At 60.0% G+C, this 16001-nt stretch carries 11 protein-coding genes; 8 read left to right on the top strand and 3 right to left on the bottom strand.

The window, feature by feature from the left end:
* Positions 1-73: 73 nt before the first annotated feature.
* Genes H2O65_RS06070 through H2O65_RS06080 form a run of 3 tightly spaced genes read left to right on the top strand, consistent with a single transcriptional unit; the run spans position 74 to position 6131 of the window.
* Positions 74-955 (top strand): phosphatase PAP2 family protein, encoded by an 882-nt coding sequence (locus tag H2O65_RS06070; RefSeq protein ID WP_182140879.1) that lies wholly within the window; start codon positions 74-76, stop codon positions 953-955.
* Positions 952-3369 (top strand): glycoside hydrolase family 3 C-terminal domain-containing protein, encoded by a 2418-nt coding sequence (locus H2O65_RS06075; protein ID WP_220458716.1) that lies wholly within the window; start codon positions 952-954, stop codon positions 3367-3369. The genes H2O65_RS06070 and H2O65_RS06075 overlap by 4 nt, the downstream gene beginning before the upstream one ends.
* A complete protein-coding gene (locus H2O65_RS06080) occupies positions 3369-6131 on the top strand; it encodes a glycoside hydrolase family 3 N-terminal domain-containing protein (protein ID WP_182140880.1) in 2763 nt (920 codons plus the stop codon). The genes H2O65_RS06075 and H2O65_RS06080 overlap by 1 nt, the downstream gene beginning before the upstream one ends.
* 283 nt (positions 6132-6414) lie before the next feature.
* Here H2O65_RS06080 and H2O65_RS06085 read toward each other — a convergent pair whose 3' ends face one another.
* From H2O65_RS06085 to H2O65_RS06095, 3 genes are all read right to left on the bottom strand, one after another.
* Positions 6415-7509, bottom strand: coding sequence for a hypothetical protein (locus H2O65_RS06085; RefSeq protein WP_182140881.1), 1095 nt, complete (start codon positions 7507-7509; stop codon positions 6415-6417).
* A gap of 416 nt (positions 7510-7925) precedes the next feature.
* Entirely contained in the window at positions 7926-9266 is a 1341-nt protein-coding gene (locus H2O65_RS06090) for a homoserine O-acetyltransferase (RefSeq protein ID WP_182140882.1), read from the bottom strand.
* 129 nt (positions 9267-9395) lie between these two features.
* Entirely contained in the window at positions 9396-10766 is a 1371-nt protein-coding gene (locus H2O65_RS06095; protein WP_182140883.1) for a bifunctional o-acetylhomoserine/o-acetylserine sulfhydrylase, read from the bottom strand.
* Positions 10767-11247: 481 nt separating this feature from the next.
* Here H2O65_RS06095 and moaA point away from each other — a divergent pair, with 481 nt between their 5' ends.
* The 5 genes from moaA (at position 11248) to H2O65_RS06120 (ending at position 15995) form a co-directional block, all read left to right on the top strand.
* Entirely contained in the window at positions 11248-12264 is a 1017-nt protein-coding gene (gene moaA / locus H2O65_RS06100) for a GTP 3',8-cyclase MoaA (protein ID WP_182140884.1), read from the top strand.
* Entirely contained in the window at positions 12265-12504 is a 240-nt protein-coding gene (locus H2O65_RS06105; protein ID WP_182140885.1) for a MoaD/ThiS family protein, read from the top strand.
* Between the two features lie 4 nt (positions 12505-12508).
* Positions 12509-13105 carry a molybdenum cofactor guanylyltransferase gene (locus H2O65_RS06110; protein ID WP_182140886.1) on the top strand — a complete coding sequence of 199 codons (597 nt, stop codon included), beginning with the start codon at positions 12509-12511 and terminating at the stop codon, positions 13103-13105.
* A 166-nt stretch (positions 13106-13271) separates the two neighbouring features.
* Positions 13272-14609 (top strand): nitrate/nitrite transporter, encoded by a 1338-nt coding sequence (locus tag H2O65_RS06115; RefSeq protein WP_182140887.1) that lies wholly within the window; start codon positions 13272-13274, stop codon positions 14607-14609.
* A complete protein-coding gene (locus H2O65_RS06120; protein ID WP_182140888.1) occupies positions 14610-15995 on the top strand; it encodes a NarK/NasA family nitrate transporter in 1386 nt (461 codons plus the stop codon).
* The last annotated feature ends 6 nt before the right edge of the window (positions 15996-16001 follow it).

Consider the following 16001-nt stretch of genomic DNA (forward strand, 5'->3'; position numbering starts at 1 on the left):
AACTGAACAAGGGAAGCCAACCCCAGTCCTCTGGCATCCTGGAAACCGTCTTATCTCGCCAAGAAACGCCCTGGTGCTTTCCGGAGTATTGCTTGGCATGCTCATCATCGGAAGCATCTGGGATCTGCAGATTTCCCAGGCGCTGTACAACCCGCGGAATCCGCTTGGCATCTTTGGCGCCGCCTATGGGGAGCTGCCGGCGGGTATGGCCCTGCTTGTCGCGGGAACGCTGCTCATTGTCTTCCGCAGCAGAGAGCGCCTTGGGGTCCGCGTGGGGCAGGTCGTGGGTGGAGGGCTCCTCTACACAGTCGGTGCAGGGATGGTTCTCTACCTCCCCACGCGCTACCTGTCGTGGCCGATTCTTGTTGTGGTCCTGACCGGCGTCGTCATTGTGGCCGCCACAAGTTGGGGAGTCGTCGTGCTTGCCCGCGGAGCAAGTCGGCGTCTGGCAATCCGCGTCGCCCTCGCACTTTTCATCGTCGTCCTAACTGAACTCATATTGATCAACATCATCAAAATCGGCTGGGAACGCCCTCGAATGCGTTTTATCTCTGAGACTGACGCGGTTGGGTTCTCTCCCTGGTGGAGTCCGGGAACACCCGAGCGTGACGCACTTGTTGCGGGCGGAGTGGAAGCCGAGGAGTTCAAGTCATTCCCCTCTGGGCACACCGCAAACGCCACCTTGGCAATCATGGCGACAGCACTCATTCCGTTGCGGGCATCGCTTGAAAAGTGGTCGAACCTCCTCTTCTGGGGCGGCGCCGTCTGGGGTATCTACGTGGGCTTCTCCCGCATCATCGTGGGCGCGCACTTCGTTTCCGACACCGTCGTCGGATTCACCGTCACGTTTGTCATCATCCTTATCGCATACCGACTGATCTTCCCACCGTCGCTAAGCGAAACTGAAAAGTATGGGAACCTCGACCGCGAGCAATCGAAGGGAACACAGCAGTGAAAGACGCACACCGCAAACTGATTGACCAAATGACTCTGGAAGAGAAGGCCTCGCTGATGTCGGGGGCGAACTTCTGGAACTCCAAGGGAATCGACCGTCTCGGTATTCCCTCCATGATGCTTACTGACGGCCCGCACGGTCTGCGCAAGCAGGGCGGCTCCGCCGACCACCTCGGGTTGAACCAGTCCCTTCCCGCCACTTGCTTCCCGACTGCCGCAACGCTTGCCAACTCATGGGATCCGCACCTGGGGTATGAGGTTGGGCAGGCTCTTGGCGTTGAAGCGAAGGCCGAGGGCGTCAGCGTTCTGCTTGGCCCCGGCCTCAACATCAAGCGCAATCCGTTGGCGGGACGCAACTTCGAGTACTTCTCAGAAGATCCTCTTCTGGCTGGCAAAATGGCCGCCGCACTAATCCGCGGCATCCAGTCCGAGGGCGTTGGGGCCAGCATGAAACACTACGCTGTCAACAGCCAAGAGAAGCACCGCATGAGCATTGACGAGGTGGTTGATGAGCGGGCTCTGCACGAAACATACCTGGAAGGCTTCAGGATCGCCGTGCAAGAGGGCAACCCGTACACGGTCATGTCCTCTTATAACAAGGTCAATGGCGACTACACCAATGAGAACCAGCCACTGATGGATATTCTGCGCAACGAGTGGGGATTTGACGGATTGGTGGTGACAGACTGGGGCGGTAACAACGACCGCGTGGCTGGTCTGTTAGCGGGCAATGCCCTGGAGATGCCGTCAACCGGCGGGATCACCGATGCGGAGATCGTGGTTGCAGTTCAAGACGGCTCATTAGATGAAGCCGTCCTCGACGCCCGAGTCGCGGAAGTCCTGGAGCTGATTGATCGGACAGCCGCGGCGAACCCTGCTCTAGCGGACCTTTCGGACGTGAATCCAGATTTTGACGGCCATCACGACCTGGCAGTTCGGGCTGCCGAGGAAGGGGTGGTTCTACTGAAGAACGGCCCCGCGCAAAATCCGACGCTTCCACTCCGCCGGGGCAGCTGCGTGGCGGTGATTGGTGATTTCGCGGACGACCTGCGTATCCAAGGCGCCGGGTCATCGCGGGTGAATCCAACCCGGACTGAGAGCCCTCTGGATGCACTCTCTGCCGCTGGCCTTAACGTGGCGGGATTTGCCCAGGGTTTCAAACGCCACGGAGGACGCTCGGATGCGCTCCGTAAGCAGGCGGTTGAGCTGGCATCCCGAGCCGAAACGACCATTGTTTTCATCGGCCTGGACGAATCTCTCGAGGCCGAAGCCGCTGACCGCCCTCACATGCGGATTCCCCGCGAGCAACTGCGCCTTCTCCACGACTTGCTGGCTGCGGGACACAAACCGATTGTCATCCTTGTCGGCGGCTCCCCCATGGAGTTGCCGTTTGCCGATCACGTTGACGCGATCCTCGCGGGCTACCTCCCCGGGCAAGGCGGCGCCAGCGCAATCGCCAACGTGCTTGTCGGGGCCGTCAACCCCAGTGGGAAGTTGGCTGAAACCTACCCAGTAGTCTACGAGGACGTGCCGTCCGCGCCGACGTACGGGAACACGGAGGCGGCCTCGTACCACGATGAGAGCATCTACATCGGCTACCGCTACTTCGACAAGGTCGGTGGGCGGGTGCGGTTCCCGTTCGGTCACGGACTTTCATACACCACGTTCGAATACTCGAACTTGCAGGTTGATGCCGAGGGCGTGTCCGTGACGGTCACCAACACGGGGACCCGCCCCGGCACCGAGGTCGTTCAGGTCTACATCGGCCCTCCCGAGACCACCGATTTCGTTGCACCACAGCAGCTGGCGGGATTTGCCCGCGTCACGCTCGAGGCCGGGGAGTCGGCCTCGGTGAGGATTGACTTCAGCGAGCACGCCTTCAGTGTCTTTGATGTGAACACGGGAAAGTGGCGCCAGCGTAAAGGCCGCTACACGGCGCTTGTCGGCGCATCCTCTCGGGACATCCGCCTCGAAGGCACCGTGAACGTGGATGGAGAAGAGTTCGACCTCAACTACGATCGGGACGTCCTCCCCCGCTATTTCTCGGGTGAAGTCAAAGGCATCGGCACATCCGAGTTCGCACACCTTTTGGGAAGGACTCCGCCGCCAGAGTTCTGGGATCGGTCGCTGCCGATCACACGCGACTCAATCTTGGCGCAGCTCGTCGGTCGCGGCGGTATCGCCGGTTTGTGTGGCGGCGCCATTACGGGCATCGGTTCCATCTTGCACGCGGTCGGCAAGCCCATGCTTGCAAACAACATGAATTTTGCCCTAGACATGCCACTGCGGACCCTCCCCAGGCTTTCGGGCGGAGCGTTTAGCGAATCGGCCTTGGATGACCTTATCAATGTGCTCAACGGTCGCCTTCCCAAAGGCAACCGGGCTGCAAGCAAAGAAGCTGGAAAGACAGAGTAATGGCAACACGCAAAGACATTAAGGCAGCCGCGGTCGAAGCAGCTGAACAGAACCGAGAGCAAGCCAAGGCGCGGGTCGAAGAACTTGCCGCAATGGACCCTGCCACCCGTAAGGCCGCCAAGGCAAGTGACAAGGCAGCCGCCAAGGCGGCAAAGGCCGCTGACAAGGCCGAACGTAAGGCCGCTCGGGCGAAGATGACCCGCAAGGAACGCCGCGCGGACAGGCGTGAAGCACGGATCCACCGCAAGGTCGCCAACAGGCGTCGGCGCGGCATTGGCTGGGGTGTCACAGCCGGGGTGGTCGCCCTCGTCATCATCCTGGCCGTGCCATTTGTCGGTGACCTGTCCCGGCTCTTCCAGATGGACGTGGACTCGGAAACCGCTGCTGGCGAGGATGCACGCGTGTACGCACAGGCAGTGTCATCCCAGATTGCCGACGAGGGGCTGGTGCTCCTCAAGAATGAGGAAGACCTGCTTCCCCTCGAAGGCGGAAAAGTCAATGTCTTCGGCTTCGCTTCATACAACCTGCGCTACGGCGGCGGGGGTTCCGGGGGTGCTGACCAGTCCCTCGCAATCACCTTGTTTGAAGCACTGGAACAGCAGGGTATTGAGTACAACCCTGACCTCGACCAATCCATGATCGACAGTGGCGCGACGGCAGCAGTCAGCAACAATACGGGACTGGTTGACGTTGTTTCGTCCATGACTTCCGGGTCCACTGAGGACGAAATTGCCCCAGATTACCTTACGGATGAGGTGATGGCGAACGCGACCTCGTTCTCCACAACCGCGCTGGTGGTGTTGGGTAATGACGGTGTGGAAGCACAGGACTTCACCGCGCAACAGCTACGCCTAACGGACAATCAGATCGCCCTACTCGACCGCATCACGGCCGACTTCGACGATGTGGTTGTGGTTATCAACTTCGGCAACCAGATGGAGCTGGGCTTCCTAGACGACTACCCGCAGATCAAGAGCGCAATGTGGATTGGCACCCCCGGACCCTTCGGTGCCGTATCTCTGGCGAAGGCATTGTCGGGTGAGGTCAACCCATCCGGGCGCCTTTCGAACACCTATGCTTATTCGGTTGAAAGCGCGCCCTCGACCGTGAACTTCGGCGACTTCAAGTATGACAATGCGAACCGTGGTTTCATCAACTATGAAGAGGGAATCTACGTCGGCTACCGCTACTACGAAACCGTGTACGAGGGCGATGAGGCCGCATATGCGCAAGCAGTGCAGTTCCCCTTCGGGTTTGGCCTGTCGTATACCGACTTCGACTGGAATGTTGCCGAACCCGTCATCGATGACGAATCAATCTCGGTCACCGTTCAGGTCACCAATGCGGGCAGCCGCGCTGGCAAAGATGTCGTAGAGGTGTACTACTCCGCACCCTATATAGAGGGCGGAATAGAGAAGTCCGCGATTGAACTGGGAGGATACGTCAAGACCAGCCTGCTGGACCCTGGCGCAACCGAGACCCTCACCGTGTCCTTCGCCACCGCTGACATGGCGTCGTGGGGGGATGGGGCATACGTCCTCGACGCCGGAGACTACACACTGCAGGTGAGCCGCGATATCCACAACCCGGTGCAGACGTTTGATTTCACAATCGATCAAACGAAGACCATAACTGCTGACCCGGTAACGGGAACCGAGCTGTCTAACCAGTTCGACTACGCCGAAGGTGATATCACCTACCTGTCCCGGGCCGACTGGGAGGGGACGTACCCGAACGCCGACAACCGTAACTACACCGCGAGCGATGAGCTGCTCGCGCAAATGCCCTCGCTTTCCCAGTCTCTTGCGGACGGGACCGTTGAACCCACTGAGGGAGAAATCCCCACCTATGGCGCGTCGAACGGGCTGCAGCTCAGCGACATGCAGGGGCTGGACTTCAATGACCCGCAGTGGGATCTGTTCCTAGACCAATTCACGGCGGGTGAGCTGGTTGCCATGACCTCGCAAGGCGCATGGAGAACCGCGGAGATTCCTCGCTTGGGTATTCCCTCTGCCGTCCTCTTGGATGGGCCTGCTGGCCTGAACTCGTTCTTCACGAAGATGACTGCAGCCGCGTATCCGACCGCAGTGGTTCTGGCGTCGACGTGGAATGACGCTTTGGCGTACGCCCTCGGCGAGGCCGTTGGGTTGGAAGCCAACGCTTACGGAGTGCAGGGATGGTACGCGCCCGGCATGAACATTCAGCGCACGGCCATGGGTGGGCGTAACTTCGAGTATTACTCTGAGGACCCGGTCCTGTCAGGCAAGATTGCGGCTGCCACGGTCATGGGTGCGCAGGATCAGGGGGTGCTGACATTCATGAAGCACTTCGTCCTCAATGACCAGGAGATCAATGCCCGCAGTGGCGTCAATGTGTTTGTCAGTGAGCAGGCTCTACGCGAGGTGTACTTGAAGCCCTTCGAGATCACGGTCAAGGAAGGTGGCGCGAACGGTGCGATGTCTTCGTTTATCCACGTTGGGCCGAAGTGGTCGGGTGGTAACCCTGAACTGCTGCAAAATGTGTTGCGCGACGAATGGGGATTTGAGGGCGTAGTGTCAACAGACGCGGTGCTGGCGGCGTTTATGGATCCGGCCCAGGCGGCAATGAATGGCAATGAGCTAATGCTGACGCCGATTCCTAACTCTGCTGCGCGGACCACGTTGCGGGCGCTCAGCGCTGACCCCGTCGGGATGGGGAACGCGCTGCGGGATCGTGTCCATCAGACGACATACTCTCTGCTGCAGACGGATTTGTTCGAGTAGCCCCGCAGTCCCACGGCCCATCTCCGCGGCCCACGGGACTGCGGCCCCGCCCGACAACCTCGCCCGGCGGCCCGCCCACGGACCCGCGGACCCGCGACCCAACCCACGGCGGCCCGCCACCCAACCCACGGCGGCCCGCGACCCAACACACGGACCCACGAAATGCATACGTGGGGGCGGAATGTGCGTCTGGGGTACCTACCCCAGGGCCACGTTGGTTCCCCGCGTAAACATTTGGCGATGGTGCGGTGGTTGCTGGCGCGCTGCATGCGGGCTTGGTCAATCAGTGGAGATAACGCGGATCCACAAGCCGTGCCGGTATCGGCATCCACAGGGGTCCGCCCAGGGTCTTGGTCTTCACTCCGCGGCGCTCTAAATCCGCCACCAGCATTCGAGCCAGTCCATGGAGGTCACGCAAAGAATCGAATCCCAAAGCGAGCGAGTCCCAGCCAAGATTGTTGAGGATATGCTCCCGCCGCGTGAACTCACGCGCCATACCTCTATCGAGCGTCAGTTTTTCAACCCCATCGAACTCGATTCGAAAGGGGAGATTCGGGAAACCGACGTCCATGAAGTAGTTGCGTCCCTGGAAGTGGACTTCAACCTGGGACTGGAACTGCGCGCGTAAGTCAGTGTTTTCGCGTAGGAGTATGGTGAGAATCCACAGCAGCGCCGCCTCCCCAACGCTTTCAGCGCCGCAGTCGACACCGCGGACCACTGCTCTTGCCCGCTTGTATCCGCGCTCCTCTCTGAACTGTTGAAGTTCTGTTAGAAGTTCACCCCGTAGGGTTTCAACTCTGGCGAATGACTCATCGAGAAACCGCCGGTCAAAACACGTCATGTCCCGCATCGCCATGGTAATTCCAACCCAGGCCCGCAGCGGATGTGCAAACCTAGCAAGATCCAATATCGTCTCGGCAAGTGGCACCGTCGGTATGCCGCGGATCAGCTCGGTCGTGGTTCCGCTCCTCGAAGCCCTATGTGGAATCGTCCTAGCCGGAGGTACCTGGATTCCGCGGACCTGGACCTGAGCGAGAGAAGTTCGAACAGAGTTCTTTCCCACACCCACGGGCCAATAGTCAATGTCCGTCGTGTTTCCCCAAGTATCGATGCCGCGCACCGCCAGGGAAGCATCCATCGTCAGGGCTGCTCCCGAAGCAGCAGCTGTCACAGTGGCCACAGCTCGAGCTTGCGTGACCAACTTCCTCACAACCCAGCGTTCCGCACCCTCCGGAACTGCGTTCCCTTCCAGATAACAGCCGCGTCTGAGCTTCACGAGTCCGCGCCTGCGAACCTGGGCAGGGGAAATTCGCGCGTCCCGGGAAGTGAACTGGAGGTCTTCGAGGCCGATCAGCGGTGTGGTTGAGTTGGTCTTCATGACACAAGTTAGCCTCGTGTACAGTGCCCTGCGCCAACGGTTTCCCCGCTTCTGTGGAAAACTGAGCATTCACTGCGCTGGGGACACTGGCCGTCCCCGGAAATGCAACCAGCCCTCCATCTCGACACTCACAGGGTCCTCGAACACGCCGCTCGCAGTTCCAAACACACCGCTCGGAGCCGCGAGCTCGGTACCGAGGGCGTCGAGCATGTGAAATGTATACGTGGGGAACCAACGTGGCCCTGGGGTAAGCACCCTAGACGCACATTTCGCCCCCACGTATACATTTCAAGGATCGGGGGCACGGGTACGGGCGAGCCGAGGGTACGGGCGAGCCGAGGGTACGGGCGAGCCGAGGGTACGGCCGGGTCGAGGGTACGGCCGGGTCGAGGGTACGGCCGGGTCGAGGGTGCGTACTACAGCAACGTTGCGCCCACCGGCGCATGCTGAGGAACCTGCTTCCACATGCGCGTCGCATTTCCGACCCTGCGGCTCCACCGAGTCCGAGCAACCGCTGTGCCGCACGGCACCGCCACCACCCGACCCTCAAGGAACTCCTTCAACAACGGGCCGAACTGCTCAAACTCGATGAGGAAACCATCATGTCCACTGTGAGAACGCACCGTTTGCACCCCCACACAGTTGGGAACGCCGCGGGCAATCACCTCGGACGCTTCCGGAAGGCACAGCCGATCTGAGTCCACCGCTACCACTAGTGTCTGCGCGGTGATTGAGGCAAGCCCAACATCGAGCCCTCCACGCCCTCGACCTATGTCGTGCGCCATGAAAGCCTCAGTGAGAACCTTGTATGAGTTGGCATCAAACCGATAGACGAACTTGCCACCCTGGTGCTGCAGGTAGGACTGTACGGCGTATCGCCCTCCTGCCCAAGGGTCCTCTCCCCCTTGCGCGTTTGCGCCGAACCGGGTCTCAAGCTCAGGCGCGCTACGGTACGTGGTGTGCGCGATCTGGCGGGCAATCCCCAGGCCCGTCGTGGGGCCCTCGCCCGGCGCGGCACCGTAGTAGTTCCCGTCGTTGAATCCCGGATCACTGACGATTGCCGCCAGCTGGGTGTGAGCCCAAGCAATTTGGTCCGCAGTGGTGGCGGCAGTGGTCGCGACCGGCACCAACTTTGCCACTCGGCCCGGGAACATTGCGGCCCATTCGAGCGCCCGCATCCCGCCGAGTGAACCCCCAATCACCATCTGCCAAGTGCCAATACCCAGTTCATCTGCCAATTGCGCTTCGGCCGCCACAGTGTCCCGGATGGTCACGAAGGGGAAGTCCCCACCCCACCGGGCTTGCGCTTGGGATCCGACCGGTACGGGCGAGGACGCACCCGGTACGGACGAGAACGTATCCGGCGAGGACGCACCTTCTCGCAACGAGGCCGGTCCCGTCGACCCCTGACAACCACCAAGGATGTTAGGCGCAACCACAAAATACCGCTCCGTGTCGATCGGCGCACCCGCACCAATCAGATCGGTCCACCACCCCGCCGTCGGATGTCCCGGACCAGTCTCACCAGACAGGTGTGAGTCGCCAGTTAGTGCGTGAAGAATCAGAACTGCGTTGGACCCGTCCTCGCTCAGCTCACCCCAAGTCTCATATGCAAGTGTGAACTGCTCCAGCTCGCCACCTGCTTCAAGCACCAGTGGACCGCCCTCAAAGAACTTGCGTCTGCCAACCGGATCGGTTTCAAACCACGCGCCCGAGGCCGGCGGGAGCAACGGGACGGATTCAGAAGAACTGCCCATCAGCCTAGATCCCCTCTCTGTGATTCGCGGACTACCTAGCAAGCGCAGGCGTCACCAAACTCTATGTGGGTCCGGGAGCGCCTGCCGGACCGTCTCGCTCTGTCGGGAGGCGGTCCGGATTGATGCACCTCAGGCGGCGGTCACGGTTTCGGCCGCGACCCCTGCCCCATCCCCGGCACTCTCACGGACCGCGGCGGCAGCCGCAAACCCCAGTTCGAGGTCGGCAATGATGTCCTCGACGTCCTCGAGGCCAACAGATAGACGCACCAGTCCGGGTGTGACCGCGGACTGCGCCTTCTCTTCGTCGGAGGCCTGGCTGTGGGTCGTCGAGTAAGGGTGGGCAACTAGAGAGCGCACGTCCCCCAGGTTGGCGACCAGGGAGTGCAGCTCAAGAGCATTCACAAACGCCACGCCTGCCTCTTCCCCACCATCCAGGTCAAATGCGACAACGCCGCTGGTGCCCTTGGGCGCATACTTCTGCGCCAACTCGTGATAGGGCGAGGACGGAAGGCCAGCGTAGTGAACTACCGACACATCTGGACGATCTTCAAGCCACTTGGCGATCTTTTCCGCGTTCTGCGTGTGCCGGTCCAAACGCAAAGACAGCGTCTCAATGCCCTGGGCAAGCAGGAAGGCGTTGAAGGGAGAAATCGCCGAGCCTAAGTCGCGCAGCAGCTGAACGCGGGCCTTAAGGATGTAGGAAAGGTTTGCTCCCAGGGCTCCCCCTTCACCCAGGTCGCGGGCATATACGAGCCCGTTATACGAGGGGTCCGGCTCATTGAAGCCCGGGAAGCGCTCGGGATCCGCACCGAAGTCGAACTTGCCGGCATCGACGATCACGCCTCCCAAAGTAGTGCCGTGGCCACCCAGATACTTGGTGGCAGAGTGCGTCACGATGTCGGCGCCCCACTCAATGGGCCGAATCAGGTACGGCGTCGCAACCGTATTGTCGACAATCAGGGGCACACCGACCTCGTGTGCCACGGCAGCCACCCCTTCGATGTCAAAAATGTCTGACTTCGGGTTGGGGATGGTCTCCCCAAAGAATGCCTTGGTGTTGGGCGCCGCGGCCTCGCGCCACTGTTCGAGGTCATAGGGGTCCTCTACGAACGTCACCGTGATTCCCAACTTCGGAAGTGTGTTTGCCAAGAGGTTGAAGGTGCCGCCGTACAGGCTTGGGGAAGCAACTATGTTGTCGCCTGCGCCCGCAAGATTGAGGATTGCGAAGGTGTTTGCTGCCTGGCCTGAGGCAAGGAGTAGGGCCCCGACTCCACCTTCAAGGTCGGCTAGACGGTTCTCGACAACCTCTTGTGTTGGGTTGGTGATGCGGGTGTAGATCGGACCCAGTTCCGACAAAGCGAAGCGCCCTGCTGCCTGTCCAGCGTTGTCGAAGACGTAGGCGTTAGTTTGGTAGATGGGTAGTGCTTGAGCCCCGGTTGTGGGGTCCGGGGTTTGACCGGCGTGGATCTGACGGGTTTCAAAGGACCAGTTTGCAGACATTTCTTTACTCCCAGGTTGCTAGTTCGGGCGATACGCCCAGTTATGGTTTTGTGGCAGTTCGGGAGGGGCGTTGCTTGGGTGCCGTGCCAAGTGCCGGGGTCCTCGCCGATGAGGAGAACGCACTTGTGCTGGCCGTGTCAGTACAGGGAGTTCAAACCTTGGCTGCGCATTTGCGCACGTGGTTTAGGGGAAGTCCCAACGTACCCGGAACAGCGACGTGACACGCGAGATGGTTGTCGCGCTGGCGTGAGCCTGTCAGTGCGTCCGTTAGCGGCACATTCGTTTGAACATGTCAGTCAGGTTAGGCGACATCCCACGTTGTGATCCAGAACCGTCCGCATTCTGAACAATCCCCCAAGAGACCTACTCGGAACGTCACCTCGGGAGCCGATAGGGAGCATCAGGCCAGAGGATCCCACGGGCAAGACCCGCCGCGCCCGTCTTGAAAGCGACACTTGTTGCTTACAACTAGACTGGTGCCATGGCGCAGCTTCTGGACAAGTACGGACGGGTTGCCCGCGATCTGCGGGTTTCCCTAACCGACCGCTGCAACCTGCGTTGCACCTACTGCATGCCCGCGGAAGGATTGGAGTGGCTCCCAACCCAGGACACTCTCACAACGTCTGAAATAGTTCGCCTACTTCGCATCGCGGTGGACGACCTCGGCATCACCAAGGTCCGCTTCACAGGTGGTGAGCCGCTGCTGCGACGCGACCTTGCCGAGATCATTGCGGCCGCAGCATCCCTACGCACCGCCGCGGGCGCACCACCCGACATTGCGTTGACCACGAACGGCCTCGGCTTAGACCGCCGACTTCCTGAGCTCATCGAGGCCGGTCTGCAACGCGTCAACATTTCGCTAGACACAATGGATCGTGACCATTACGCACGCCTAACACGGCGTGATCGGTACGAGGACGTCCGCCGCAGTATCGATGCTGTCGACAAGGCCGGGTTGCGCCCACTGAAAATCAACGCCGTGATCATGCAGGATGTGAACGAGGACGCCATCCTGCCGCTCGCCGATTTCTGCCTGGACCACGGCTACCAGCTGCGCTTCATCGAGCAGATGCCACTTGGACCAAAACACACCTGGGACCGCAACAAGATGGTGACCCAGGAGGCCATTCTTGCGGAGCTCCGCAAGCGGTACACACTGACGCCAGACACCGGTGGCGACACCACCGCTCCAGCAACCCTGTGGCACGTCGCGAAGGATGCCCGGCAGCCCGGCGGCTCCATTGGCATAATCGCCTCGGTGACGGCGCCATTTTGTGCCACCTGCGACCGCACCCGCATCACCAGTGATGGCCAGGTTCGCAACTGCCTGTTTGCAAAATCAGAACGAGACCTGCGTTTCATCATGCGTGGCGGCGGCACCGACGACGACATTGTTGAGGCATGGACTGCGGAGCACCTCATCAAGGCACAAGCCCATGGAATTAATGATGAAGGCTTCGTGCAACCTGAGCGAACTATGAGCGCCATTGGAGGCTAGATGCTAATCCGCTACTTCGCAGGAGCCGCAGAAGCGGCAGGGGTCCACTCCACCCACGTCGATGCGAGTGGCTTGGATGCAGGCGCCCTCGTGCAGACACTGGGGCGGGGCAACCCGGCCTTGGAACAGGTTCTCAAGGTCTCGAGTCTGCTTGCGGATGGCGTTCGTATCACCTCGCCGTCTACTTCTCTGACAGAGGTCACGCAGCTCGACGTCCTGCCACCCTTCGCAGGCGGCTAGGAAAGTGTCGGGACGCCGGTTCGCTATCGTCCTCGGCGGTGGGCGCTCATCTCGCATGGGACGCGACAAGATGCGGGTCGAAGTGGATGGAAAGCCTCTGCTCGCCAGAACGGTTGATGCCGCGCTGAGCTGGGCATCCCACGTGGTTGTGGTGGCCCCGGAAGGCAGTTGGCGTGGGGAAGAGGACGACCGCGTTTCCTTCACGCTGGAGGATCCACCTTTGGGCGGGCCAGCCGCGGGGATCAGGGCCGGATTGCAGCAGGTGTTGAGGTTAATTGGTGACGCGGAGTCGAAGGTGGATGACTGCGAAGTCCTTATTCTCGCCGGCGACCTGGCGAACCCGCACCGGGCCGTAGCCGCACTATCCCCTGCCGTCAATCACGCAGATGGCGTGGTGCTTGAAGACCGTGAGGGTTGGCCACAGTTCTTGGCGGGACGTTACAGGCTGAACTCATTGCAAGGCGCATTCGAAGCTGCTGGCAGTGTGCGGGATAGATCTGTCAGAAGTGTCCTTAGAGGCCTTGATGTTGCACTGGTTCAAGTGCCGCTTCAGGTCACGGCGGATATGGACACACCCGAGGATCTCTCCCTCTATTCCTAGGCCAAAAGTCCCCTGGCGACGCGGCGCAGACCCGCTAACAAACTCATCGTGACAGCTGTCGTTTAAAAGCGCAAAATCCCGCCACCATCCAGTTAGGATCATCCCTAGTACGACGAAATTTCGCAACGTGCTGAGACTGTCTCTTCGCAACCTCCAAAGGCCCTTGATGTCCAAGAATCTGATTGAAGTTTCCCCGAATCACCCCACCGAAAAGGGCGCGGGTCGCGTAGTGACAATGTCGACCATCGCATTCACTCTGATGTTTGCGGTGTGGTTGATGTTTGGCATCCTGGGTATTCCGATTCAGGAAGAGTTTGGGCTCAGTGACGTCCAACTGTCGTGGATCTCTGCGGTGGCGGTTCTCAATGGTTCCATGTGGCGGCTCCCAGCCGGCATGCTGGCCGACAGAATTGGCGGGCGGAAGATTACGATCTTCATGCTCTTTGCAACCGCGATTCCCGCCTACATGGTTTCCATCGCCAACAGCTACACCTGGATTCTTATCTTGGCCTTCCTGGTGGGTTTCGCAGGCAACCTGTTCTCGGTTGGCGTGTCTTGGAACAGCGCGTGGTTTGGTCAGGACCGCAAAGGCCTCGCCCTCGGCATCTTCGGTGCGGGCAACGTCGGTGCTTCCGTCACAAAACTGATTGGCCCGGGGATCATTGCGGCCACGGCCGGTTCAACGTTCATTCTTGGCATCCAAGGAGGATGGCGCCTAGTCCCGGTAATCTACGCGGTACTGCTGGTCATTGTCGGTATCGTGACAATCTTCGTTGCTCCCAAACCCGACCATGCACCCGGGTCACAGCAAACCATTGCCGAACAGCTTGCCCCACTGAAGCAGGTTCGCGTCTGGCGCTTCTCCCTTTACTACGTCGCGGTGTTCGGTGCCTATGTGGCGCTGTCGGCATGGCTCCCCAAGTATTACGTGGACAACTTTGACATTTCTCTGGCAACCGCTGGCCTACTGACGGCAACATTCATCTTTCCTGCATCGCTACTGAGGCCGTTGGGTGGATGGATCTCGGACCGCTGGGGGGCCCGAGCCGCCCTCTATCTAACTTGGGCGATCATGTTGGTAACTTCCGGAATCCTCATGATGCCCAGCGGCTTCATCACGATTGTCCACCCTGACGGCAGTCAAACCCAACATCTGCACTACGGGATGAACGTCTACGCGTTTGCGATTCTGGTCTTCTTCCTCGGGTGCGCCATGGGGATTGGCAAGGCGGCTGTATACAAGTACATTCCCGCCTATTTCCCCGACAACGTCGGGTCTGTTGGCGGCCTCGTCGGCATGTTCGGCGGCCTGGGAGGCTTCTTCCTTCCACCCCTGTTCGCCTACACGAAAGTCTTCTCAGGCTTCCCCTCATCAACATTCTTCGTCATTTTCATACTTGTTGTTGTCTGCGCGGTGTGGATGCAGTTGACAGTACACACCATGCTCACCAAACAAGGTCCCGAACGCCTTCCCGAGGGCGAACTCAAGAAAGAGGCAGAGTAAATGAGCTCTATTCCTGTCAAAGGTGACTGGCTCCAAGAGTGGGATCCAGAAGACCCGAAAAAATGGGACAAGAAGCGGGCCTGGACGACGCTTACGGTCACCACTTTTACGTTGACCCTGTGCTTTGTTACCTGGTTCCTTCCCTCCGCGATAGTCCCCAAGCTCAACGCGCTAGGATTCAGTTTCACCACCAGCCAGTTGTACTGGATGGCCGCTATGCCCGGCCTTTCAGGTGGTTTGCTCCGCCTGGTGTGGATGGTGCTCCCTCCTATTCAGGGCACACGCAAGATGGTCACACTAACCACGCTGCTCCTGATCCTTCCCGTGCTGGGCTGGGGATTTGAGGTCACCAACCCTGATGTTCCTTACTGGAGGCTCATGGCGCTGGCATTCCTGGCCGGCATCGGCGGCGGCGCATTCTCAGGGTTCATGCCATCCACCTCTTACTTCTTCCCCAAGAAGATGCAGGGTACCGTCCTCGGCATCCAGGCTGGGGTTGGCAACTTTGGCGTGTCGCTTGTGCAGCTGCTGACCCCATGGCTGATTACCTTCTCAATGTTTGCGTTCCTGGGCAGCCAGCAGATGGCTGTCCCCGGCAAGGACAGCGTGACTGTCTGGTATCAGAACAGCGCCCTCGTCTACATCCCGTTCATCATTGTCGGAGCCATTTGGGCTTACATCGTACTTCGTTCCGTGCCTGTCAAGGCCAATATCAAGCAGCAGTTCGACATCTTCAACAACCTCGACACATGGCTGATGACAGCCCTGTACATCATGACTTTCGCAACCTTCTCAGGTCTGGCCGCTCAGTTCGGATTGCTGATGTCTAACCTCTACGGCGCGGGCAACCCTGCCATTGTCGACGGCAGCGGGGCCACAGCCACCCTTCTCATCGAGGGCTATAACGTCCCCGATCCAGTGAAGTTCGTCTTCCTAGGTCCGCTGATTGGGGCGGGCGCACGCGTCCTCTTCTCTCCCCTCACTGACCGTATGGGTGGCGCAATCTGGACCCTAATCGCTGGGATCGGCATCCTTGCCTCAATCATCTACACCATTCCTGGGCTAACTCCCGATACCACCAGCGCTGCAACGCTCGATGCGGGTTTCAACCAGTTCCTCTGGGGTATGTTGGCGATCTTCCTCTTCTCAGGTATCGGCAATGCGTCAACCTTTAAGCAGATGCCAATGATTTTCAACCGCCGCCAGGCGGGAGGGGTGATTGGTTGGACGGGCGCGATTGCCGCATTTGGGCCATTTATCTTCGGGGTCGGCCTGACCACGATGGGCGCCGTTCCCTTCTACATCATCGGCGCGGTGTGGGCAGTGATGTGTATTGGAATCACCTGGTGGCGCTACGCTCGACCTGGCGCCCCACGGAAAGGCTGACTACGA

Origin of the sequence: Schaalia sp. JY-X169 (assembly GCF_014069575.1) — a bacterium.
Taxonomy (GTDB): domain Bacteria; phylum Actinomycetota; class Actinomycetes; order Actinomycetales; family Actinomycetaceae; genus Scrofimicrobium.